Below are 23,677 nucleotides of genomic sequence, written 5' to 3' on the forward strand. Positions count from 1 at the left end.
GGCCGCGGCCGACGACGCGCCGATTTCCTGTAAAGTCTTGCGCGAAGAGCCGGACCGGGCCGATGCCGCCGGCGGCCGGTAGAGCGCATGGGGGAAACGGATGGGCAAGGCATGACCGGATGGCTGAGATCCGCTGGCGCGGCGGGGCTGATCGCGGCGCTGCTGGCCGGCTGTATGAACCCCGCGCCCGGCCAGCGCGGGCCCAAGAGCGAGGACATGTCCGCCGACCAGTTCGGCCAGACCGACTTCAACCGCACCGTCACGCTGGAGGTGCGCGACAACCTCGCCAGCCTCTACGTGCTGCTGGACAAGCTGTATCGCCGCAACCCGCGCGAATGGCGCAAGACCGGGGCCCCGGACCAGGCCAAGGCGGTGGCGCTGGTCAAGCACGCGATCGAAGTCCGCATCCCTCCCCGCGACCTGCAGGGCCTGCGCGACATCCAGATCCTGGCGGTGTCGCTGGACCCCAACTACACCGGCGACCGCGTCGGCGCATTCATCTACGGCCTGGCCGACACCATCATCGCGGCCCATAATGGGAAAACCCGCTTGTACGCCATGGACGCGCTGGACGGGCAGCGGGTCTACAATGCCGCACGGAACGTCGAAGCGGCCGCCTGGCTGCTGGCGTCGCGCCGCGACAACCAGGGCGAACCGCTGCTGCTGGCCAACGAAATGTCCCAGAACGCCACGAACCTCAGCTTTGAGCGCGAATTCGGCGCCATCATCGGCCGGTTGGACCTGATCGCCAACCTGCTGGGCGAGAACGCGCGGCGCATCGGGATCAACTATGCGCAGGGGCTCTTGCTCTTCAATTTCCTTCCGGTGCGCTAAGGATTTCCCATCGTGATCGATATCGCTTCCATTCAGACCGCCCGCGAGAACCTGCGCGGCCAGGTGCTGAAGACCCCGTTTACCCTTTCCCGCACGCTGTCCGATATTTTCGGCGCCGAGATCTGGCTGAAGTTCGAGAACCTGCAGTTCACGGCTTCCTTCAAGGAGCGCGGCGCGCTGAACCGCATGCTGACCCTGTCCGACGCCGAGCGCGCCGCCGGCGTGATCGCCGTGTCCGCCGGCAACCACGCCCAGGGCGTGGCCTACCACGCGCAGCGCATGGGCGTGCCGGCGGTGATCGTGATGCCGCGCTTCACGCCCACCGTGAAAATCGCCAACACGCGCCGCTTCGGCGCCGAGGTGGTGCTGGCGGGAGACACCTTCGACGACGCCAAGGCGCGCGGCTACGAACTGGCCCGGGAGCGCGGGCTGACCATGATCCATCCGTACGACGACGAGGCCGTCATCTCGGGGCAGGGCACCGTGGCGCTGGAAATGCTGGAAGACCAGCCGCAGCTCGACATGCTGGTCATCGCCATCGGCGGCGGCGGCCTGATATCCGGGGTCGCCACCGCGGCCAAGGCGCTCAAGCCCGGCATCGAGATCGTCGGCGTGCAGACCGAACGCTTCCCGTCCATGTACGCCGCGGTCACCGGCGTCTCCATGCCGCAGGGGCAGTACACCATCGCCGAAGGCATCGCCGTCAAATCGCCCGGCGCGCTGACCCAGCCCATCGTCAGCAAACTGGTCGACCGCATCGAACTGGTGTCCGAAAGCGATATCGAACACGCCATCGTGGTGCTGCTGGAGATCGAAAAATCCGTGGTCGAAGGCGCCGGCGCGGCCGGCCTGGCCGCGCTGCTGCACGCGCAGGAAGCAGGCAGCGACCGCTACAAGGGCAAGCGCATCGGCCTGGTGCTGACCGGCGGCAACATCGACCCGCTGATGCTGGGCGAACTGATCGAGCGCGGCATGGTGCGCGCCGGACGCCTGGCGCGCATCCGCGTGGACCTGCGCGACCTGCCGGGCGCGCTGGCCCACGCCACCAAGCTCATCGCGGACGCCCAGGCCAACATCACCGAGGTCCACCACCAGCGCGCCTTCACCTCGCTGCCGGTGCGCAACGTCGAAGTCGACTTCGTGCTGCAGACCCGCGGCCCGGACCACATCCAGGAAGTGATCGACGTCCTGAACGCGGCGGGTTTCGCCGCCAGCAACCACGACCACTGAGCGCGGCCGCGCGGCGGCTCAGCCCGCCTCGCGCGCCAGCAGATTCCTCAGGCCGTACAGCCGCTCGCGATGCAGGGTGGTCGCCAGCGGCTCGGGTTCGCGCCCCAGCGCGACGTAGTCGGCCGGCACCTGCGCCACCGCTTCGCGGATACGGTCGGCGCCGGTCTGCCACCATTGCACCAGCATGCGGTCCGGGTTGTAGACGTCCAGCCCCTGGCGCCGCAGTTCGGAACGGTTGAAATCCTTCAGGTTCCAGGTCAGCACCTGCACCACCGGCGGCTGCTGCAGGCCGCAGCGCGCGCGCCGCGCCAGTCCGGCCGCGATCACGTGGAAATCCTTGGGATCGCTGTAGCGCAGCGACGCCTCGTAGACCGCCGTGTCCAACTCCCGGGCGGCCGGGAAACGCGCATTCATCTCGTCCCACATCTCGCTCATGACCTCGGGCGGGATCTCCCAGATACGCGAGGCGTTGCGGCGCCATTCCTCGCCGATGCGGTCGGTCCAGACCGGCACGAACACCCCCGCCTCGGCCAGCCGCAGCAGCAGGCGGCGGAGAATGCCGGACATGAGAACGCAGGCGTCCAGGACGATGAAGGGCGGAGAGACGGCAGGGACGGTCAAGGTGCGGCCGGACAGGGTGGAAAGGCGAGGCGCAAGAATAATGGATTTTTCGATGGGGCTGCGCGGCGGGGCGGGCGGCGCGCTCAGCGGCTTGCCCCGGCGTCGCTGCGCGGCGCCGCAAGCAGCCCCCGCGACGGCATGAAAAACGCCGGAATCCGGCCTTGCGCGATGGCGGTCCTACCCAAGGCCGCCGAGCCGGGCATGCTGATGTGGCCGGGATCGAAATACACGGGCACGCCCTGGACCTCGGCGCGGCACACCGATCCGTTGCATAGCAGGTTGTGTATGTCGAAGGTTTCGACGTTGGGAAACTTCGAGGCCAGCGCAATCAGGTAGGCGTTGACGTCGCGCTCCGGGCCGTCGCGCTGGGTGCGTTTTTCGTCGCAGCGCATGGCCGGAATCGTCAGCGCCTTCTTGTCGCATTCGCGGTCGTATTGCAGGAACAGCGGGGCCGACAGGGCGATCACGACGTGCGGGACCCGCTTGCTCAATGTCGCGACCGTGGCGGCGATGTCCTGGCGCGAATTGCCCCGGTCGAAACCCACCCAGGCGCTGCCCAGGATCACCGTGTCGTATTTGCCGACCTCCGTCTCCATGGCCTCATTGAATTTGGCGCAGGTGTCGCGGATGGCGGGCATGGTGTATTGCGCGGATGTGCCGAACAGCGGCATGCAGCCGGAGATGGATATGTTCCTGAGCGCGACCCCGGCATATTTGCCGATTTCGTCGAAATAACCGACGTAGTGCGCCGCGTGCGAATCGCCCCAGAGCAGGGTTTTTACCGGCGCGCCTTTTTTTCCGATCACGCAGCGCGGGTCGCTCAGCGCATGCTCATCGAAGGAGCCGGTCTGGCAATTGTAGGAATACTCGCTGGCCGGCTTGGTGGCGCCGTCCAGCCGGGCCAGTTGCGCCTCATACCCGGCTGGCTTGAACAGCAGGCCGCTGGTGATGGAAACATAAACGGCGATGCCGGCCAGCGCGGCGCTGACGGCGCCGAATTGCGCCGCAGCCCGGGCCCGGGACCTGGAGCGGCCGGCGCGCAAGGGCTTTTCCACGCCGAAATACGAGATCAGCGTCATGATGGTCATGGCCGCCACGCAGTACAGATAGCCGGCCGGCGTCGGTTCGCCGTAGGCGTACCGATAGAACGCCATCACGGGCCAGTGCCACAGATAGAGCGAGTACGAAACCCGGCCCACAGCGACCATGGGGGCGAGCGACAACAGGCGGCCCGTGATGGTCCGATGCGTCGATCCGGCCAGGATCAGCATCGCCGCGCCCAGCGTGGGCGGAACCGCGGCGTATCCGGGAAATCCTCCCGTCTCGCTCAGGCGCGCCACGGACCAGGCGACCAGGGCAAGGCCGGCCACGGCCAGCAGTTCGGCGTACCCCCGCTTCAGCCCGGCCATGCGGGTGCTGCACCAGTAGGCCGCCGCGCCCATCATCAGCTCCCCGGCGCGCGCCGGCAGCATGTAATACGAAAAAGAGGGATCGGACGCCAGGTAGCGCTGGCCGACCAGGAAACTCACTGCGATCAGGATGAGGCCCAGCACGGGCCTCATGAAGCCGGGCAGCCACTTGTAGGCCGCCAGCAGCATCAGCGGCCAGAACAGATAGAACTGTTCCTCCACCGCCAGCGACCACAGATGCAGCAGCGGAACCGTTTCCGAGGAGGCGGCGAAATAGCTGGTGTCGAGGAGCTTCCAGAAATAGATGTTGCCCGCGGAAATCACGCTGGCGGCGGCCGAAGCGCCCAGGTCGCGGGCGTCCTTGGGCAGCATGAAAACGGCGCCGACCAGAAGCGTGACGACGATGCAGAACAGCGACGCCGGCAGGATGCGGCGGGCGCGGGCCAGATAGAAATCGGCGAAGGAAAATGTGCCGGCGGCGATGTTGCGGCTGAGGATGCCGGTGATCAGATAGCCGGAGATGACGAAAAAAACGTCGACGCCGACGAAACCGCCGGGCAGCCAGGCTTTATTCAGGTGGAAGACGACGACCGCCAATACTGCGATGGCCCGCAAGCCATCGATGTCGGGCCTGTATCCGGCTTTGTGCTGGGGTAGTGACATATCCTCGGAATCCGCCGCGCAACATGTTGAGCCGTAGACGGAATTTTCCGCAGGCCGCCGAAAAATCCATTGATTCTAAAAGACAAATGCCAGCCGAAGCCCATATCGGCCATCGGTATTCATCCGTATGGCGCAGGCGCGATCCCGGGGTTATAGGGCCGTGGGAGAGGAAAAGCGCAGGGGAGAGGGGTGGTGCCCGAGACCGGAATCGAACCGGTACGGCCGCGAGGCCGAGGGATTTTCTTACCACTTCGGCTTTCGCCGCCAGCGCGGGCGCTGTTCGTGGTCTGGAGCACGCCTTCACCTTAGCCTTGCGGCCTTAGGTGCCCGCCGTCTGCTCTCTACACCTTCCCCGGCGATACGGCCTGGGCTTGGCTCGGCGTTGGCTCGGAACGGGTCCAGGGCATTCGCCGAGTTTGACGGGCTACACCTTTGGAGTTTCCTCCAAAGGGCTCAAATTGATTCAAGTCCCTTGTGTCTACCAATTTCACCACTCGGGCGTTGCCGGCCCGGTGAGGGCCGGCAGCGGGCGTGACTATACCATCCCACGCATGGGGATATTGGCGGCGGCGTCCATCACTCGGTGAAACGCACGGACGTGCGCGGCCGTTCGTCCACGGTCAGGGAAAACACGTCGGGACGCGCATAATGCCCCACCACGTCGAAATCGTAGCGGGCCCGCACCAGTTCTTCGGTGTCGACCTCCGCGGTCAGCAACCCCGTCCCGCCGTGCATCGGCCCGGCCAGCACCTGGCCCAGCGGGCCGACGATGACCGAGCCGCCGTTGATCAGCGGCCGGGCGGCTTCCCAGCCCGGCACGTCCTGGCCGAGTTCGGCGGGCGAGGGCTGCACCTGGCAGGCGCTGACCACGAAGCAGCGGCCTTCGTGGGCGATGTGGCGCATCGAGCATTGCCAGATGTCGCGTTCGTCCACCGTGGGCGCGCACCAGATTTCGACGCCCTTGGCGTACATGGCGGTGCGCAGCAGCGGCATGTGGTTTTCCCAGCAGATGGCGCCGCCGATGCGGCCGGCGGCCGTGTCGACCACGGGCAGGGTGGAGCCGTCGCCCTGGCCCCAGATCAGGCGCTCGGTGCCCGTCGGCATGAGCTTGCGGTGCTTGGCGGCCAGGCCCGCGCCGGGCTCGAAGAAGAGCGCGGTGCAGTACAGCGTGCTGCCGCCGCGTTCGATCACGCCCACGACCAGGCTGGCGCCGGTGCGCTGCGACAGGGCGGCCAGGGCGTCGGTTTCCGGGCCGGGCACGTCGATGGCGTTCTCGTAATAGCGGGCATAGGCCTCGCGGCCTTCCGGCAGGCGGTAGCCCAGGCGGGTGCCGAAGATTTCGCCCTTGGGGTAGCCGCCCAGCAGCGCTTCGGGCATGACGACCAGCGCGGCGCCGCTGGCGGCGATGTCGGTTTCGAAGGCCAGGATGTGTTCCAGCGTGCGGGCCTTGCCTTCGGGGGAAGCGCCGATCTGCAGCGCGGCGACGGTTTTCGCGGTCATGGGGGTCTCGCGGGTGGATGGAGGGTCGGCACAGTGTCCGGCCCGCCCTAAAATCAATCAATCCCGCCCGGAGATAAATGATATGAACAGAATTGATATCGAATCGACGGACCTCAACCTGCTGAAGGTCTTCGAGGCGATCTACGACGAGGGCGGGGCCGGCCGCGCGGCCTTGCGCCTGGGCGTGACGCAGTCGGCGGTCAGCGCCGCGCTGGGACGCCTGCGCACGCTGTATGCGGACCCGCTGTTCGTGCGCACCGGCCGGGGCCTGGCGCCCAGCCTGCGGGCGCGCGAGCTGCGGCCGGTCATCGGCGAGGCGCTGGACAAGTGCCGCCAGAGCCTGGCGCTGGCGCGCCCGGAGGCGGCGGACTTCGCCGGGCGGTCGGTGACGCTGGGCCTGTCCGACGACTTCGAGATCGCGCTGGGGCGGCAGGCGATCGGCGCGCTGGCCGCCAGCGCGCCGGGCCTGCGCCTCATCTTCCGGCAGACCCACAGCCGGCTGGCCGCCGACATGCTGATGGCGCGCGAGGCCGATCTGGTCATTGCTTCGGGCGGCCTGGCTTCTCATGCCCTGCAGCGGGTGACGGTCGGGCAGGGCGGCTACGCCTGTCTGCTGGACCCGGCGAGCCTGGCGCCGGGACAGGCGGCGCTGACCGTGGACGAGTTCATCCGCCGCCGGCACGTGCTGGTGTCCTCGGGCGGCTTCATCGGCGTGGTGGACGAGGTGCTGCACGGCCTGGGGCTGGCGCGGCGGGTGCTGGCGTCGACCACGCATTTCGCCGCGTTGGCCTTTCTATTGCGCGGCAGCGATTCCATCTCGACCCTGCCCGCGCATGCCGCGCGCGGACTGGCCGCCGCCACGGGGCTGCGCATGCTGCCCTGTCCGCTGGCCATGCCGGGCTACGCCATCGAAATGGGATGGCGGGCCGACGCATTGCGCGACGCGGCGGTGGCGGCGGTGAGGCGCAGCGTGCTGGGCCTGCTGGAGGCGTTCGACTGGATGCCTTCGGGCACGGCTATCGGGGAAACCCCCGTGACCGCTGCGGCGGACAACGCGGGACACTTGCGCCCATGAAACCCGCCGCACCCCTCATCCCGCCGCCGCGCGACATCGATCTGGTGTCGCTGCGCCTGTTCCTGTCCGCCCTGCAGGAAGGCAGCCTGGCGCGCGCCGCCGCCCGCGAGAACATCGTGCCTTCGGCGGTCAGCAAGCGCATGTCGGAAATGGAAGAGGCGTTCGGCGTGCTGTTGCTGGAACGCGGCGTCAAGGGCGTGCAGCCCACGCCGGCCGGCGATGCGCTGGCCGCGCACGTGCGGCGCCTGCTGCAGGACATGGAGCGCATGCACCGCGAAATGGCGGGATTCGCGACCGGCGTGCGCGGGCGCGTCAGGCTGGCGGTCAGCGTGGCGGCGCTGTCCGGCGAGCTGCCGGAGCAGATCCAGTCGTTTCGCCGCGCGCATCCGCAGATCGACATCCTGCTACAGGAGGACACCACGCAGGCCGCGTTTCGCGCCGTGCTGGAAGGGCAGGCCGACGTGGCGGCGGGCTCGGACTTCGGCCACGAGGGCCTGCAGGTCTATCCCTGCGGCCATTGCGAGCTGGCGGCGGTGGTGCCGGGGCAGCATCTGCTGGCCGAGCGCGAAACGCTGGACTATGCGCAGCTGCTGCCCTATGAGCAGATCGAGCTGAACCGCGACAACGGCATCAGCAGCGTATTCGAGCAGGCCGCCCGCGAGGCCGGCGTGACGCGGCGCATCAGCGCCCGCGTCAGCGCGCACGAGACCATCTGCACGCTGGTTGCCCGCGGCATGGGCGTGGCGGTGGTGCCGCTGTACCTGAAGGCGCGCCACGCGCACCTGGACATCCGTTTCATCCGCCTGACCGGCCCCTGGTCCAGCACGCCCTTGTGCATCGCCGTGCGCGACCCGGACGCGCTGGCGCCGGCGGCGCGCACGCTGCTGGCGCACCTGGGCGTGCTGCCCGCCGCCGGCGCGTGACGCCTCACTGGGGCTAACCCGGACGTTCCGAAACGAGAATGCCCCGGTGCTGAAAGACCGCTACCCGCGACGCGCCCGCGGCGGCGATCATGGATGCATTGCGGCGGCGGCCGGCCCGGTTTCCGGAGCGGGCCGCGCCGGTTCATCCAACGCGGGCCAGAGGAAACATCGATGAGCGCAGCACCGGCTTCACCCTTCATGGACAACGACGAATTACCCTTGCGCGGCATCAAGGTGCTGGAGCTGTCCCACATGATCATGGGGCCGGCGGCCGGCCTGGCGCTGGCCGACCTGGGCGCCGAAGTCATCAAGGTCGAGCCCATCGAAGGCGACCGCACGCGCCGCCTCAAGGGTTCGGGCAGCGGCTATTTCCCGGTGTTCAACCGCAACAAGCAAAGCCTGGCCATCGACCTGAAGGCGCCGCAGGGGCAGGCGGTGGTGCGCGAGCTGGCGCTGCAGGCCGACATGCTGGTGGAGAACTTCCGCGACGGCAGCCTGGCCCAGTACGGGCTGGACTACGAATCGCTGTCGGCCGCGAACCCGAAGCTGATCTACGTATCGCTCAAGGGCTTTCTGTCCGGCCCCTACAAACACCGCACCGCGCTCGACGAAGTGGTGCAGATGATGGGCGGGCTGGCCTATATCAACGGGGGCGCCGATACGCCGCAGCGCGTGGCGGCGTCGGTCAACGACATCCTAGGCGGAACGTTCGGCGTGGTGGGCGCGCTGGCGGCCCTGCACGACCGCCATCTGACGGGGCGCGGCCGGCACGTGCGCTCGGGCCTGTTCGAGAACAACCTGCTGCTGGTGGCGCAGTTCATCGCCCAGTACCAGTTGACCGGATCGGCGCCCAGGCCCATGGGCGCCGAGCGGCGGCCGCCCTGGGGGGTATACGACATCTTCGATACGGCCGACGGCCGGGTGTTCGTGGCGGTGGTCGGCGATGCGCAATGGCGCAACTTCGCGCAGACCTTCCTGCCGCCGGAATGGGCCGCCGATCCGCGGCTGGCCACCGCCGTCGACCGCGAGGCCGCGCGGCCGTGGCTGGTGCCGGGCGTGGCCGAGATCCTGAAGACCTGGAAGACGGATGCGCTGTGCGCCGCGCTGGAGGCGGCCAACCTGTCCTACGGTCCGATCCGCCAGCCGCACGACCTGCTGCAGGACGCGCACCTCAACGCCGGCGGCGCGCTGCTGAAGACGCGGCTGCCGGACGGCGGCGAGATCGACGCGGCGGCCCTGCCGATCGAATTCGACGGCCGCAAGGCCGGCAAGCGCTGCGACCCGCCCCACCGGGGCGGCGACACGCAAGCCATCCTGCGGGGCCTGGGCTGGGATGCCGAGCGTATCGACGCCTTGCGCTCGGCCGGCGTCATCGCCTGAGGGGACGCAGGCGCCCGAACCCCGTCGAGGCGGCGACAGACCGCCAAGACTTCCATCGAAGAGGAGACACCCGAGATGATCCGCAAACTTCTGGCGGTGGCCGCCCTGGCCGCCGCGTGCACGGCGCACGCGCAGGACTACCCCAACAAGCCCATCCGCATCATTATTCCGTCCACGCCCGGCGGCGGCACCGACTATATCGGCCGCCTGATGAGCACCAAGCTGCATGAACTCAACGGCTGGGCCGTCATCCCGGAAAACAAGCCGGGCGCGGGCACGGCGCTGGGCCTGGCCCCGGTGGCGCTGGTGGCCACCACGCCCATGGTGCTGCTGGTGGCCGACGGCTCGCCGTACAAGACCCTGCCCGAAGTGATCGAGGCCGCCAAAAAAGAGCCCAACAAGATCTCGTACGGCACCTCCGGCACGGGCGGCGGCGTGCACATCGCCATGGAGATGCTGCAGCACGAGGCCGGCTTCAAGATGCAGCACGTGCCATACAAGGGTTCGGCGCCCGCGCTGGCGGACCTGATGGGCGGCCACCTGCAGTTCGCGGGCTCGTCGATCTCGTCGGCCGCGACGCTGATCAAGTCCGGCAAGGTGCGCGCGCTGGCCGTGACCTCGCCCAAGCGCAATCCCGCGCTGCCGGACGTGCCCACCGTCGCCGAGCTGGGCTACAAGGACTTCAGCGTGGTCACCTACTACGGCGTGCTGGCTCCGGCCAAGACGCCCAAGGCCGTGGTGTCCCGCCTGAACAGCGATTTCAACAAGCTGCTGGCGCGCAAGGACGTGCAGGAGGCGCTGGCCTCGCAGGGGCTGGAGACCGATCCGGTTTCCACCGAGCAGTTCGCCGCGCTGATTCAGTCGGACATCGGCAAGGCGCGCGAGACCATCAAGAGCGCGGGCATCGTGGTGCAGCAATAAGCCCGCTTCAGACCACAGGACGCCGCATATGAACCAGGAAGTCAGGCTTTGCGAAGTGGGCCCGCGCGACGGGCTGCAGATGGCCAGGGGCATGATGTCCGCCGCCGACAAGCTGCGCTGGATAAGGCAGTTGGCCGAGGCCGGGCTGCGCGAGATCGAGGTGGGCAGTTTCGTGTCGCCGCGGCTGGTGCCGCAGATGGCCGACACCGGCGCCATCCTGCCCGAAGCGCTCAAGGTGGAGGGGCTGACGGTCTGTGCGCTGGCCTGCAACCTCAAGGGCGCCATCGCCGCCTACGAGGCCGGCGCGCACGTGCTGTCGTTTCCCGTCTCGGTCAGCGACACGCACAGTCGCGCCAACGTGGGCAAGAGCACCGACGCGCAGCTGGAGGCGCTGGCGGCCATCGTCGACTGGGTCCGCGCCCAGGGCCGGCCCATGCGCATCGACGCGGCCGTGGCCACCGCCTTCGGCTGCTCGCTGGAAGGCGCGGTGCCGCTGCCGCGGGTGGCCCGGGTGGCGGCGGCCGCGGCCCGCGCCGGCGCCGACGAGATCGCCTTGGCCGACACGGTGGGTTACGCCCATCCCGCCCAGGTCCGCGACGCGGTGCGCGCCGCCCAGGACGCCGTGGGCGCGCGCCTGACCAAGCTGCACCTGCACGACACGATGGGGCTGGGGCTGGCCAATGCGCTGGCCGGCCTGAATGAAGGCATCCGCAGCTTCGACGCCTGCCTGGGCGGGCTGGGCGGCTGCCCGTTCGCGCCCGGCGCGTCAGGCAACATCGTCACCGAGGACCTGGTGTTCATGCTGGAAAGCATGGGCTATGGCACCGGTATCGACCTGCCGCGGCTATTGGCCGCGCGTCCCCTGCTGGCCGAGGCGCTGCCGCAGGAAAGCCTGCGCAGCGGCGTGGCCGCCGCCGGGATTCCCAAGACCTTCCGGGCGGCGGCCTGACAGGCCTCAGCGATACACCAGCACCGGCAGCGTGGAGTGCGCCAGCACCTTCTGCGTTTCGCTGCCCAGCAGCATGGCGGCCATGGCGCCGTGGCCGCGCGAGGACATGGCGATCAGGTCGCAGCCCTGGGTCATCGCCAGGTCGATGATGGCCTGGTAGGGGCTGTTGCTCTCGCGCATTTCGGTCGTGCAGGCCACGCCGGCGGCCTGCGCCTTGGCCGCGGCCTGCGACAGGTACGACTGGGCCAGGTCGCGCGCGTGGCGCTCGTACTCCGTGCGCACGCCTTGCAGCTGCACGGCTTCCATGGAAATGGTATGGAAGGGGCTGTAGACCGTCAGCACCGTGACTTGCGCGCCCAGCGCGCGGGCCATGCCCAGTCCTTGCTCCAGTCCGGAGAAGGACAGCGCGGAGCCGTCGATGGGGATGAGTATGTGCTTGTACATGACAACCTCCCTGGAGTGGGGGAGGGCGCGCCGGTCCGGGAGCCCTCCGCAGGAGCGTGAACAGCGACAGCTATCGTCATACTACGCCTTGCGGCGCCTTCCGGCGAACCGGGCCGGCGCCGCGGATGCCGCGCGGGGACGAAAAAAAGCCCTTGCGCACGCAAGGGCTTGATTTCCTGTGTTGGCGGAAGCGGTGAGATTCGAACTCACGAACGGTTGCCCGTTGCCGGTTTTCAAGACCGGTGCAATCGACCACTCTGCCACGCTTCCGGGGGGCTTTGCCGCGCATTGTGCGGCACAGTATTGTGCGGCAAATCTTGCGGCGATTCGACCATCTGGCAAACAATCGGGCCGAGGCGGACGCGATCCGCAGCAAAGGGCGCAATAATAATCCATTTGATGCAAAGGAAGGAGGCACGCGATGCACGCCGTAGAAATCTCCCGCCCGGGCGGCCCCGAGGTCCTGGTCCCCGTGGAGCGTCCCACGCCGCAAGCCGGCGCGGGTGAAGTCCTGATCAAGGTCAGCGCGGCCGGGGTCAACCGCCCGGACGTGTTCCAGCGCAAGGGCAACTACGCGCCGCCTCCCGGCGCCTCCGACCTGCCCGGCCTGGAAGTGGCCGGCGAGATCGTCGGCGGCGACGTCGCCGGCAGCGGCCTGGCCGTGGGCGACCGCGTCTGCGCGCTGGTGGCCGGCGGCGGCTACGCGGAATACTGCGTCGCGCCCGCGGCGCAATGCCTGCCCATCCCCAAGGGCCTGTCCGATATCGAGGCCGCGGGCCTGCCGGAAACCTATTTCACGGTCTGGAGCAACGTGTTCGACCGCGGCCGGCTGTCCGAGGGCGAGAGCCTGCTGGTGCATGGCGGCGCCAGCGGCATCGGCACCACGGCGATCCAGCTTGCCCGCGCACTGGGCCACAAGGTCTACGCCACGGTCGGCAGCGACGAGCGCGCCCGCGCCGTGGAAGCCCTGGGCGCCACGCTGGGGATCAACTACAAGACCCAGGACTTCGTCAAGGAAGTGCTGGAGGCCAATGGCGGGCGCGGCGTGGACGTGATCCTGGACATGGTGGCCGGCGACTACATCGCCCGCGACATGCAGTGCCTGGCCGACGATGGACGCATCGTCATCATCGCTCAGCTGGGCGGGGCCCGCGCCGAGGTGGACACGGCCCAGGTCATGCGCCGCCGCCTGACCATCACCGGTTCGACCCTGCGTCCGCGGCCGGTCGCCTTCAAGGGCGCCATCGCTCGCGCGCTGCGCGAACGCGCCTGGCCGCTGCTGGAAAAAGGGGACATTAAGCCCATCGTGCACGCGACCTTCCCGCTGGCCGAGGCCGCCCGGGCCCACGCCATGATGGAAAGCGGCGAAAACATCGGCAAAATCATTCTGACGATGTAAGAATCGCGGGGCCTCTCGGCGTAGCGCCCCGCAACAGGATACAATCACGGGTTTCGCCTGGAATTATTTCCAGGCAGGCCCGTGGGCGCTTTTCGCCGCCCGCATCCTCTCTAGACACTACGCCATGACTTCAGTCGAAAACCGCGCCCGCCTCGTGCTGGGCAACTGGAAGATGCACGGTAACCTGGCCGAGAACGCTGCGTTGCTGACCGAGCTGCGCGCCGCGGATGCTGCGAGCCACTGCGAAATCGGCGTCTGCGTGCCGTTTCCGTACCTGGCGCAAGCCGCATCGGCCCTGACCGGAAGCAGTGTGTCCTGGGGGGCGCAGGACGTCAGCGCGCACGAAAAGGGCGCCTATACCGGCGAGGTGTCCGGCCCCATGCTGAAGGAATTCGGCTGCCGCTGGGCGCTGGCCGGCCATTCCGAGCGCCGCGTGCTGCACGGTGAAACCGACGAAGCGGTGGCCGCCAAGGCCCAGGCCGCCCTGGCCGCCGGCCTGACGCCGGTGGTCTGCGTCGGCGAATCGCTGGCCGACCGCGACGCCGGCAATACCCTGGCCGTGATCGAGCGCCAGCTCAAGCCGGTGCTGGCCCTGGGCGCCGACGCCGTGTCGCGCATGGTGCTGGCCTATGAACCGGTCTGGGCCATCGGCACGGGCCGCAGCGCCAGCCCCGAGCAGGCCCAGGAAGTCCACGGCGCCATCCGCGCCTCGCTGCGCGCGCTGGGCGCGGAGCAGGTGCAAGTGTTGTACGGCGGCAGCGTCAAAGCTGCCAACGCCGCCAGTCTGTTCGCCATGACTGATATCGACGGGGCCCTGGTCGGCGGCGCGTCGCTCGTGGCCGAAGAATTTTTGCGTATCGCCGCCATCTAAGTTTCCGCTCCGGAGTCTGTAATGCCCATCACGTTCAAACTTCTGCTGGCCGTCCAAGTGATCTCGGCGCTGGCTATCATCGTCCTGGTCCTGCTGCAGCAGGGCAAAGGCGCCGACATGGGGTCCGCCTTCGGCAGCGGCTCGGCCGGCAGCCTGTTCGGCGCCACCGGCGCCGCGAACTTCCTGTCGCGCGCGACCAAGTGGGCCGCCGTCGTGTTCTTCGCGTCCACCGCTGGCCTGGCCTACTTCAGCCACCAGGGCTCGGCCGCTCCCGGCGTCGATTCGGGCGTGATGCAAAGCTACCCGGCCGACCGTTCGGTGCCCCAGGTGCCGGGTTCGTCGGCGCCGGCCTCGTCCGTGCCGGGCGCCGCCTCGGTGCCCGCCGCCCCGGCCAAGCCCGACGCCTCGGTGCCGTCGGTGCCGGCGGCTCCGGCCACCCCCGCGCCCGCCGCGCCGGCTCCGGCCGCCGGCGACAAGCCGGCCGAAACGCCGGCGAAGTAAGCCACAGCAGTCCACGGGGCCGGCGCAAGCCGGCCTTTTTCATGGGCGCGCTGGAACGTCATGGTCGCGCTGGAACGGCCTGCGATAATGCGGGCGGACGGCGGCCGGCGAGGATGCGCGGGCCGCCGGCACAGGTATTTTCGGATCGGCCCCCATGGAAAAGCGTTTGATGCCATCGATGATGGCGCTGCAGTGTTTCGAGGCGGTGGCGCGGCACATGAGCTTCACGCGCGCCGCCGAGGAACTGCACATGACCCAGAGCGCGATCAGCAAACAGATCGCGCAACTCGAGGCGCTGCTGCGCAACCCGCTGTTCCTGCGGGTGCGGCGGCGCCTGCAGTTGACGCCGGCGGGCGCGCTGTACCAGTCCGAGGTCCGGGCCATCCTGAACCAGGTGGACATGTCCTCGCGCTACATCCTGACCTACGGCAGCGAGACGCAGGTTCTCACCATCGGCACCCAGCCGACCTTCGGCGCGCGCTGGCTGATCCCGCGCCTCAAGCGCTTCATGGCCGCGCATCCGGACATCCAGGTCAAGGTCCGCAGCGAGACCCGGCCGTTCGACCTGATGCAGGCCAAGATCGACATTTCGTTCTTCTTCGGCCACGGCACCTTGCCCGGCGCCCAGTGCCGCGAATTGTTCGAGGCCGAAGTGGTGCCGGTCTGCGCGCCCGGCTTCCTGCCGGGCGACCGGGTCGACAGCCTGGAAGCGCTGAGCGCGCAGGAACTGATCCAGTGCGCCTCGCGGCCCGAGGCCTGGCACGACTATTTCTCGCACCAGCAGTTCCAGTCCGACCGCAGCTACCACGGGCCGCGCTTCGACACTTTCTACATGTGCGTGCGCGCCGCCGAAAGCGGCTGCGGCATCGCGCTGACCCCGCGCCTGCTGGCCGAGGAAGAGCTGCAGGCCGGCAAGCTGGTGATCCCGTGGGGCTACGTGCAGCCCAGCGACGGCGCGTATTTCGTCGCCTATTCCGAGCATTCGGCCGAGGTGCCGAAGATCAAGCAGTTCGTCGCCTGGGTCGAGCAGGAAGCCGCGCGCCGTCCATGAAAAAATGGACTGATTAAGCCGAATTTTTTCATTTGATTGCGGCGGCGCGGCATGATTTCATGCGGGCCTTGTCTACCGATGCGCCAAGCCCGCCATGAATCAGAATTTCGTCAGCCCCGACCAGATCCGCGCCTGGTTCTCCCGCGCCATGTCCGACATGTACAAGTCGGAAGTGCCCCTGTATGACACGCTGCTGGACCTGGTCGCCCAGGTCAACGCCAAGACCCTCGCCGAGCAGCCCGAACTGGCCGCACAGCTGGCGCGCACGGGCGAGATCGAGCGCCTGGACATCGAGCGCCATGGCGCCATCCGCGTGGGCACGGCCGAAGAGCTGTCCAATATGCGCCGCGTGTTCGCCGTGATGGGCATGCAGCCCGTGGGCTATTACGATCTGTCGCCGGCCGGCGTGCCGGTGCACTCCACCGCGTTTCGCGCCACCCACGAGCAGGCGCTGCAGGCCAGCCCGTTCCGCGTCTTCACCTCGCTGCTGCGCCTGGAACTGATCGACGACGCCGCGCTGCGCGAGAAGGCCGCACGCATCCTGGCGGCGCGCCGCATCTTCACCCCGCGGGCGCTGGAACTGGCCGCGCGCTTCGAAGCCGAGGGCGGCCTGGACGAGGCCTGCGCCCGGGAATTCGTGGCCGAAGCCCTGCACACGTTCCGCTGGCACGGCGAAGCCACCGTCAGCCTGCAGGACTACCAGGAGCTGCATGGCCAGCACCGCCTGATCGCCGACGTGGTGGCCTTCAAGGGTCCGCACATCAACCACCTGACGCCGCGCACGCTGGACATCGACGAAGCCCAGGCCGAGATGCCGCGCCGCGGCGTGGCCGCCAAGGCCGTGATCGAAGGCCCGCCGCCGCGCAAGTGCCCGATGCTGCTGCGCCAGACCAGCTTCAAGGCGCTGGAGGAAGCCGTCAGCTTCATCGGCGCCGACGGCCGCGCCGCGCCCGGCAGCCATACGGCCCGCTTCGGCGAGATCGAACAGCGCGGCGTCGCGCTCACGCGCAAGGGCCGCGCGCTGTACGACCACCTGCTGGACCTGGCGCGCAGCCGCAATCCGGGCGCGACCAACGAAAGCAATGCCGCCGCCTACATGCAGAACCTGCAGGACTGCTTCGCCGCGTTTCCGGACGACTACTCGGAACTGCATGCCCAGGGCCTGGCTTATTTCCGCTACTACCTGACCGGCAAGACCGGCGCGCCGGCCAGCGCCGACGCGCAAGCGCTGATCGAGCAGGGCTACATCCGCTACGAGCCGCTGGTGTACGAAGACTTCCTGCCGGTCAGCGCCGCCGGCATCTTCCAGTCGAACCTGGGCGACAAGGGCCAGGCCGAATACGCGCAGAACGCCAGCCAGGCCGCTTTCGAGCAGGCGCTGGGCGCGCCGGTGCTGGACGAGCTGGCGCTCTACCAGGACACGCAGGATCGCTCGCTGGCGGCCTGTCTGCAGGCGCTGGGCGTGCAGGCCGGCGAGCCGGCGGTAGCATGAGCCGGCTGGACCGCTGCCTGTCGGTGCGCGACTTCGAGCGCGAGGCGCGGCGCATCATGCCGCGCTGCGTCGAAGGCTACGTCTGCGGCGGCACCGAGGACGGCGCTTCGCTGGCCGAGTCGGTGCGCGCCCTGGGCGACGTCGGGTTCCGGCCGCGGGGGCTGCGCGTAGTGGACCAGCGCAACAGCAAGGTCGAACTCTACGGCCAGACCTACGCCATGCCGGTGGGTTTCGCGCCCACCGGATTCTCCGCCATCGTCATGCACGAGTGCGACCTGGCGCTGGCGCAGGCCGCGCAGCACGCCGAGATTCCGTTCATCATCAGCGGCGCTTCCAGCGTGCCGCTGGAACGCCTGCAGCAGGCCACGGGCAAGCGCTGCTGGTACCAGGCCTATCTGCCGGGCAACACCGAACGCATCGGCAGGCTGTTGGGCCGCCTGCGCCAGGCCGAGATCCCGGTGCTGGTGGTCACCATCGACACCTGCGTAGGCGCGAACCGCGAGAACCTGCAGCGCCTGGCCTTCACCGTGCCTTTCAAGATGAGCGCCAGCGTGGTGCTCGACGGCCTGCGGCATCCGCGCTGGAGCCTGAACGTCTTCATGCGCACGCTGCTGGGCAGCGGCGTGCCGCGCTTCTCGAATCTTTACGAGGAGATCGGCCCGCCCATCACGCAGGACCCGCCCAACGGCTTTCGCGGCGAACGCGACAAGCTGTCGTGGGAGCACATCCGCTGGATTCGCGAGAACTGGCCGGGCAAGCTGGTGCTCAAGGGCGTGATGCATCCCGACGACGCGCGCCAGGCCTGCGCGGCCGGCGCCGACGGCGTCATCGTCTCCAACCACGGCGGCCGCCAGCTGGACGGCTGCATTTCGCCGCTGCAGGCGCTGCCCGAGATCGTGGCGGCGGTGCCGCCCGGATTTCCGGTCATGGTCGACGGCGGATTCCGCCGCGGCTCGGACGTGCTCAAGGCGGTGGCCCTGGGCGCGCGCATGGTGTTCACCGGCAGGCCGCAGCTTTTCGGGGCGGCGGTCGGCGGCCAGGCCGGCATCCGCAAGGTGGCCGCGATTTTCCGCAGCGAAATCTCGACCGACCTGGCGCTGCTGGGCTGCAGCAGCCTGGCCGACGTCACGCCGGATCTGATCGCGCCGATACGGCCGGCCAGCCCGGCATAGGCCGCCGCCAGCCCCCCACAACGATAAAAACGGCCGCGCCCGCCCGGGGCGCGCCGATCCGCTTTCGACAGGAGGAAACATGAAGAAGATCCATACCAGACTGGCCGCCGCCGCGGCGGCGCTCGCCTGCTTCGCGTCGGCGCCGGCCCACGCCCAGGCCGATGCCTATCCGTCCAAGCCGGTGCGGCTGGTCGTGGGCTATGCCCCCGGCGGCACCACCGACATCAGCGCCCGCATGATCGCCGACGTGCTGGGCAAGGAGTTCGGCCAGACTTTCGTGGTCGAGAACAAGCCTGGCGCCAACAGCAACATCGGCGCCGAGTCGGTGGTGCGCGCGCCCGCCGACGGCTACACCTTGTTCGTGGGGTCCATCTCGACCGCCATCAACCAGTCCCTGTACTCCAAGATGTCGTTCGACGCGCTCAAGGACCTGGACGCCGTCGCGCTGCTGAACGTGGTGCCCAACATCCTGGCGGTCAACGCCGCCGTGCCCGTCAAGACCGTGCAGGAATACATCGATTACGCCAAAAAGCATCCCGGCAAGCTGACCTGCGCCTCGCCTGGCAACGGCTCGTCCGCGCACCTGGGCTGCGAGCTCTTCAAGATGAAGACCGGCATCGACATCCTGCACGTGCCGTATCGCGGCAGTGGCCCGGCCGTGGCCGACCTGCTGGGCGGACAGGTCGATTCCATCTTCGACAACCTGCCGCCGCTGCTGCCGCACGTGCGCGCCGGCAAGCTCACCGGCCTGGCCGTCACCACCGGCAGCCGCGTGCCGTTCGCGCCCGAAATCCCCACCATCGCCGAATCTGGCGTGGCCGGCTTCGACGTGGCGGCCTGGTTCGGCGTATTCGCGCCCGCCGGCACCCCGGCGGACATCGTGCAGAAGGTCAATACCGCCATCAACAAGGCCCTGGCATCCGACCCCGCGCTGGCGGCCAGCTACCAGAACAACGGCTTTCTGATGCCCCCGCCGCCCAACACGCCGCAGGCGTTCAAGGCCTTCATGGAAAGCGAAACCCGCAAATGGGACGAAGTCGTCAAGGCGACGAACCTGCAGATCAACTAGAATTGCTGCAACTCGGCGGGAGCGGGCCGGACGACAAAGAACCGGCCGCTTCCCCCGAATCGCAATTTGCGTGGTAGAATGCTCGACTTTCCAGGAAGTTATGATTTTCTGGAAACCCCAGCCGACGTGGTGAAATTGGTAGACACGCTATCTTGAGGGGGTAGTGGCGAAAGCTGTGCGAGTTCGAGTCTCGCCGTCGGCACCAAGCATTTGGAATCCGTTGAACTCATATAATCAATAACGTTCAATTTCAACGGGTTGCAGGATAGGGCCTAGATCCATTGACTGCAGAAAATCAAGTTTTCGCAGGCAACATCCGAGGCAGGCCCCAGGCAATCCCCACGCATGCCAAGCATCCAGAAGATGGCGAAAGCTCACCGCACTTCGCCTTCCACGATGCGCGCCGCACTGCCGCCGCGACCGATCCTCCTCCTGACAGCCGCCGGCGCAGGCCGCCCCTCGCCGCTCAGTTTCCGTCCACGCGCAACACCAGCGACCTGAGGCGGGAGCGGTCCTCCAACATGGCGTGCGCCCCGGCCGCATCGCGCAGCGGCAGTTCCTGGCTTTCCGGAATGTCCAGGGCGCCTTCCTGGCACGCGGCAAAGTAGCGCCGGGCAGCATCGCGCAGCAGCGCGGGCGTTCGCACGTGCTGGAAGACACTGGGCCGGGAAAGCGAATTGGATTTCGGAAAGAGCATCGACACTTCGAAGGCGGGCACGGCGCCCGACGCCTGGCCGTAGTTCGCGAGATGCCCGAAGGGCGCCAGGCATTCCATCGAGCCGAAGAACGTGTCCTTGCCCACCGCGTCGTACGCGACCTGGACGCCGGCGTTCCCGGTGATCTCGCGCACGCGCGCCACGAAGTCCTCGTCGCGGTAGCGCACCACCGAATGGCAGCCGGCCGCCAGCGCCAGCGGCACCTTCTCCGCGGAGCCCACCGTGCCGATCACATTGGCTCCCAGGTGCCGCGCCCATTGGCACAGCAGCGTCCCGACCCCGCCCGCCGCCGCATGCACCAGCACCCAATCGCCTTCCTGGACGGCATACACGCGCTGGACCAGCATCTGCGCGGTCAGGCCCTTGAGCAACGAAGACGCGGCCGTGATGTCGGACACGCCGTCCGGCAGCGGCACCAGGAGATCCGCGGCGATGGCGCGCCGTTCGGAATAGGCGCCATATTGCCGGGTGACATAGGCGACGCGGTCGCCCGGCTTGAAATCCCGTACGTCCCTTCCGGCCGCTACGACGACGCCGGCCGCCTCGATGCCAGGAATACCCGGCAGGGCCAGGGTCTTGTAAAGACCCGAGCGCACATACGCGTCGTGATAGTTCACGCCGACGGCGGTATGGCGCAGCAGCACTTCATGCGCCTGCGGCTCGGCGACTTCGATGGGTTCCCACTGCAGGACATCCGGGCCTCCGGTGGTGCGCATGACGATGGCTGAAGTCATGGATTTTCCTCTTGTTCGATGAAGGGGTTACAGGGTGCCGGGATAGGCGCCGCCGTCAATCAGCAGATTCTGCGCCGTAATGTAGGCGGCCTGCCGGCTGCAAAGAAAGGCGCAGGCGGCCCCGAATTCCTCCGCGTGTCCAAAGCGCCGCGCGGGAATGGCGTCCAGGCGCTTGGCGATGTAGGCCTCCAGTTCCATCGCCGCCTGAGCGGCGCCCGCGGCCAGATTGGACCTGAGCCGGTCCGTATCGAACGTGCCGGGCAAGAGGTTGTTGATGGTGACGCCGCTGCCCGCGACCTGGCGCGCCAGCCCCGCCACAAAGCCGGTAAGGCCGCTGCGCGCCCCGTTGGACAGGCCCAGATAAGGGCTGGGGGCCTTTACCGCCGTGCTGGTGATATTGCAGATCCGCCCCCAGCCGCGCGACATCATGCCATCCAGCGTCTCGCGCATCAGCGCGATCGGGGTGAGCATGTTGGCGTCGAGCGCGCGGTGCCAGGCCGCGTCGTCCCAATCACGGAAATCGCCCGCGGGCGGGCCTCCCGCGTTCGTCACGAGTATGTCGAATTCCCCCCGTGCGCCGCCGGGCAGCCGGGCGGCGGCTGCAAGCGCGTCCGCGCGCCCTTCCGGGGTCGTGATGTCGGCGGCGACGGCCTCCACGCTTACCGGCCCCAACGATCTCAGATGCCCGGCCGCGGCCTGAAGCGGGGGCTCGTTGCGCGCCACGATCACCAGATGCACGCCGGCCCGCGCCAAGGCCTGGGCGCAGGCGTAGCCCAATCCCTTGCTGGCAGCGCACACCAACGCTCTCTTTCCTGAAATACCGAGGTCCATCGTCTCCTCCATTTCCTTTGTGCGACAAGGCGGCACTTTGCATGCGACGCCGGTACGCGCATTATTTATCAAAATAAATTTTGCTGCTTGTGAAATTTTACTTTCATTATTATGATGAAAACCGAAAATTCACCCCTCTCCATCTACGCAACCATCCGAGAAGCAATGAGCGCAACGCATACAGCCCCCGTCCCGATGTCGCGGCCCCGCACCGGCGGCCAGATCCTGGTCGACCAGCTTCGCATCCACGGAATCGAACACGTCTTCTGCGTTCCGGGCGAAAGCTATCTTGCGGTGCTGGACGCATTGCACGATGCCGACATCAACGTGACGGTATGCCGCCAGGAAGGCGGCGCCATGATGATGGCCGAGGCGCATGGCAAGCTGACCGGCCGGCCCGCCGCCTGCTTCGTGACGCGGGGGCCGGGAGCCGCGAACGCGACGCCTGGAATCCATATCGCTTCGCACGATTCCACTCCCGTGCTGGTTTTCGTCGGCCAGATAGAACGCGGCGTGCGCGAGCGCGGTGCGCTCCAGGAGCTGGACTACCGCGCCGCATTCAGCCATTTCGCGAAGTGGGCCACCGAGATCGACGACGCCTGCCGCATACCAGAGATCGTGTCGCGTGCGGTCCACACGGCCATGTCGGGCCGGCCCGGGCCGGTTCTGGTCGCGCTGCCCGAGGACATGCTCGTCGACCGGGTCGAATGCGTGGATGCGCAGCCGGCCCGGGAAACGCAAGCCTATCCCGGCGCCGGGCAGGTGGCCGCCGCGCTGGCGCTCCTGGCCCAGGCCAGCCGGCCCCTGGTGGTGCTCGGCGGCACCCGCTGGACCGCCGAGGCGGTAAGCCGTTTCGCGCAGTGGGCGCGCGACTCGCGCCTGCCGGTGACCGTTTCGCTGCGCCGCCAGATGCTTTTTCCAACCAGCAACGAATCATTCGTCGGCGATCTCGGCTTCGGGCCCAATCCGGCCCTGGTCGAACAGGTCAAGCAGGCCGATCTCATTCTCCTGGTCGGCAGCCGGATGTCCGAGACGCCCAGCCAGGGCTATACCCTGCTCGACATTCCCGTTCCGAGGCAAAAGCTCATCCACGTCTTCCCCGATGCGGCCGAGCTTGGCCGCGTCTACGCGCCCACGCTCGGCATCTGCGCGACCCCCTCGGCATTTGTCGAGGCGCTGGCCGCCAAGCCGCTGCCGGCCTCGGAATCCCGCGCGGAATATGCCGCCAGGCTGCGCACCATCTACGAGACGTGGCGCAGCACCGAGCCAGTGGCGACTCCGGGCGCGTTGCAGATGTCCAGGGTGATGGACCATCTCAACAAGGTGCTGCCGCAGGACGCCATCGTATGCAACGGCGCCGGCAACTATGCCACCTGGATTCACCGCTTCTACCGCTTCGACGCATTCGGCACCCAGCTGGCGCCGACCTCCGGTTCGATGGGCTATGGCGTTCCGGCCGCAGTGGGCGCAAAACGCGTGTTCCCGCACAAGACCGTGGTCGCGTTCGCCGGGGACGGCTGTTTCCTGATGAACGGCCAGGAATTCGCGACGGCCGTGCAATACGGGCTGCCGATCATCGTCATCGTGGTGGACAACGGCATGTACGGGACGATACGCATGCACCAGGAACGAGAGTATCCCGGCCGCGTCAGCGCCACGGCGCTGCGCAACCCCGACTTCGCCGCCTATGCCCGCGCCTTCGGCGGGCATGGAGAGCGCGTCGAGAAAACGGAGGATTTCGCCCCCGCCTTCGAGCGCGCGCTGGCCTGCGGCCAGCCCGCCATCCTGCATTGCGTGATCGACCCGGAGGCCATCAGCCCCGCTTTCACGCTCTCGCAGGTGCGCGAATCCGCGCTGGCCGCCGGCCGCGGCCGCGCCTGAACCCAAGCACG

The 23,677-nt window shown here is 68.2% G+C and carries 21 protein-coding genes and 2 tRNA genes; 16 read left to right on the plus strand and 7 right to left on the minus strand.

All coding sequences use genetic code 11. The features are described 5' to 3' along the window. Positions 1-111 precede the first annotated feature (111 nt). The gene (locus tag C1I89_RS19655; protein ID WP_102774262.1) at positions 112-834 is read left to right on the plus strand and encodes a hypothetical protein; all 723 of its coding nucleotides are present in this window, start codon (positions 112-114) and stop codon (positions 832-834) included. A 12-nt stretch (positions 835-846) separates the two neighbouring features. Further along, a complete protein-coding gene (locus C1I89_RS19660) occupies positions 847-2,064 on the plus strand; it encodes a threonine ammonia-lyase (protein ID WP_102774263.1) in 1,218 nt (405 codons plus the stop codon). A gap of 18 nt (positions 2,065-2,082) precedes the next feature. Here the strand turns inward: C1I89_RS19660 and C1I89_RS19665 are convergent, their stop codons facing one another. The 3 genes from C1I89_RS19665 to C1I89_RS19675 all read right to left on the minus strand — a co-directional run bounded on the left by C1I89_RS19665 (position 2,083) and on the right by C1I89_RS19675 (position 6,257). After that, positions 2,083-2,631, minus strand: coding sequence for a PIN domain-containing protein (locus tag C1I89_RS19665; protein WP_440130646.1), 549 nt, complete (start codon positions 2,629-2,631; stop codon positions 2,083-2,085). A 137-nt stretch (positions 2,632-2,768) separates the two neighbouring features. After that, complete coding sequence (locus C1I89_RS19670; RefSeq protein WP_102774265.1) at positions 2,769-4,757, minus strand: acyltransferase family protein; 1,989 nt, start codon at positions 4,755-4,757, stop codon at positions 2,769-2,771. 576 nt (positions 4,758-5,333) lie between these two features. Further along, positions 5,334-6,257: a carbon-nitrogen hydrolase family protein gene (locus C1I89_RS19675; protein WP_102774266.1), complete on the minus strand. Its 924-nt coding sequence runs from the start codon at positions 6,255-6,257 to the stop codon at positions 5,334-5,336. Positions 6,258-6,339: 82 nt separating this feature from the next. Here C1I89_RS19675 and C1I89_RS19680 point away from each other — a divergent pair, with 82 nt between their 5' ends. The 5 genes from C1I89_RS19680 to C1I89_RS19700 all read left to right on the plus strand — a co-directional run bounded on the left by C1I89_RS19680 (position 6,340) and on the right by C1I89_RS19700 (position 11,505). Beyond that, entirely contained in the window at positions 6,340-7,332 is a 993-nt protein-coding gene (locus tag C1I89_RS19680) for a LysR substrate-binding domain-containing protein (protein WP_102774267.1), read from the plus strand. Continuing rightward, positions 7,329-8,255: a LysR family transcriptional regulator gene (locus C1I89_RS19685; protein WP_102774268.1), complete on the plus strand. Its 927-nt coding sequence runs from the start codon at positions 7,329-7,331 to the stop codon at positions 8,253-8,255. The genes C1I89_RS19680 and C1I89_RS19685 overlap by 4 nt, the downstream gene beginning before the upstream one ends. A gap of 171 nt (positions 8,256-8,426) precedes the next feature. Continuing rightward, positions 8,427-9,635 (plus strand): CaiB/BaiF CoA transferase family protein, encoded by a 1,209-nt coding sequence (locus C1I89_RS19690; protein ID WP_102774269.1) that lies wholly within the window; start codon positions 8,427-8,429, stop codon positions 9,633-9,635. A gap of 75 nt (positions 9,636-9,710) precedes the next feature. Then, entirely contained in the window at positions 9,711-10,556 is an 846-nt protein-coding gene (locus C1I89_RS19695; protein WP_102774270.1) for a Bug family tripartite tricarboxylate transporter substrate binding protein, read from the plus strand. Between the two features lie 28 nt (positions 10,557-10,584). Further along, positions 10,585-11,505 carry a hydroxymethylglutaryl-CoA lyase gene (locus tag C1I89_RS19700; protein ID WP_102774271.1) on the plus strand — a complete coding sequence of 307 codons (921 nt, stop codon included), beginning with the start codon at positions 10,585-10,587 and terminating at the stop codon, positions 11,503-11,505. 6 nt (positions 11,506-11,511) lie between these two features. Here the strand turns inward: C1I89_RS19700 and C1I89_RS19705 are convergent, their stop codons facing one another. Then, entirely contained in the window at positions 11,512-11,949 is a 438-nt protein-coding gene (locus C1I89_RS19705) for a universal stress protein (RefSeq protein WP_102774272.1), read from the minus strand. A 182-nt stretch (positions 11,950-12,131) separates the two neighbouring features. Beyond that, a tRNA-Ser gene (locus tag C1I89_RS19710) sits at positions 12,132-12,219 on the minus strand. 151 nt (positions 12,220-12,370) lie between these two features. Here C1I89_RS19710 and C1I89_RS19715 point away from each other — a divergent pair. The 8 genes from C1I89_RS19715 (at position 12,371) to C1I89_RS19750 (ending at position 19,709) form a co-directional block, all read left to right on the plus strand. Further along, positions 12,371-13,348 (plus strand): NAD(P)H-quinone oxidoreductase, encoded by a 978-nt coding sequence (locus C1I89_RS19715; RefSeq protein WP_102774273.1) that lies wholly within the window; start codon positions 12,371-12,373, stop codon positions 13,346-13,348. 124 nt (positions 13,349-13,472) lie between these two features. Then, positions 13,473-14,219 carry a triose-phosphate isomerase gene (gene tpiA / locus C1I89_RS19720; protein ID WP_102774274.1) on the plus strand — a complete coding sequence of 249 codons (747 nt, stop codon included), beginning with the start codon at positions 13,473-13,475 and terminating at the stop codon, positions 14,217-14,219. Positions 14,220-14,240: 21 nt separating this feature from the next. Continuing rightward, positions 14,241-14,720: a preprotein translocase subunit SecG gene (secG, locus tag C1I89_RS19725; RefSeq protein WP_102774275.1), complete on the plus strand. Its 480-nt coding sequence runs from the start codon at positions 14,241-14,243 to the stop codon at positions 14,718-14,720. A 154-nt stretch (positions 14,721-14,874) separates the two neighbouring features. Beyond that, positions 14,875-15,771, plus strand: coding sequence for a LysR substrate-binding domain-containing protein (locus tag C1I89_RS19730; protein ID WP_102774276.1), 897 nt, complete (start codon positions 14,875-14,877; stop codon positions 15,769-15,771). Positions 15,772-15,865: 94 nt separating this feature from the next. After that, positions 15,866-17,263, plus strand: coding sequence for a 2-oxoadipate dioxygenase/decarboxylase HglS (gene hglS / locus C1I89_RS19735; protein WP_102774277.1), 1,398 nt, complete (start codon positions 15,866-15,868; stop codon positions 17,261-17,263). After that, positions 17,260-18,435 carry an alpha-hydroxy acid oxidase gene (locus C1I89_RS19740; RefSeq protein ID WP_102774278.1) on the plus strand — a complete coding sequence of 392 codons (1,176 nt, stop codon included), beginning with the start codon at positions 17,260-17,262 and terminating at the stop codon, positions 18,433-18,435. Before hglS ends, C1I89_RS19740 begins: the two co-directional genes overlap by 4 nt. A gap of 79 nt (positions 18,436-18,514) precedes the next feature. Next, on the plus strand, positions 18,515-19,504 hold the full coding sequence (locus C1I89_RS19745) for a Bug family tripartite tricarboxylate transporter substrate binding protein (protein WP_102774279.1): 990 nt from the start codon (positions 18,515-18,517) through the stop codon (positions 19,502-19,504). 120 nt (positions 19,505-19,624) lie between these two features. Then, positions 19,625-19,709: transfer RNA gene (locus tag C1I89_RS19750), tRNA-Leu, on the plus strand. Between the two features lie 261 nt (positions 19,710-19,970). Here the strand turns inward: C1I89_RS19750 and C1I89_RS19755 are convergent. Both C1I89_RS19755 and C1I89_RS19760 read right to left on the minus strand, forming a co-directional pair. Beyond that, entirely contained in the window at positions 19,971-20,954 is a 984-nt protein-coding gene (locus C1I89_RS19755) for a quinone oxidoreductase family protein (RefSeq protein ID WP_102774280.1), read from the minus strand. Between the two features lie 27 nt (positions 20,955-20,981). Beyond that, entirely contained in the window at positions 20,982-21,785 is an 804-nt protein-coding gene (locus C1I89_RS19760; protein WP_102774281.1) for an SDR family oxidoreductase, read from the minus strand. A gap of 165 nt (positions 21,786-21,950) precedes the next feature. Here C1I89_RS19760 and C1I89_RS19765 point away from each other — a divergent pair, with 165 nt between their 5' ends. Beyond that, positions 21,951-23,666 (plus strand): thiamine pyrophosphate-binding protein, encoded by a 1,716-nt coding sequence (locus C1I89_RS19765; protein ID WP_258231484.1) that lies wholly within the window; start codon positions 21,951-21,953, stop codon positions 23,664-23,666. Positions 23,667-23,677 lie beyond the last annotated feature (11 nt).

Origin of the sequence: Achromobacter pulmonis, assembly GCF_002885955.2 — a bacterium.
GTDB lineage: Bacteria > Pseudomonadota > Gammaproteobacteria > Burkholderiales > Burkholderiaceae_B > Achromobacter > Achromobacter pulmonis_A.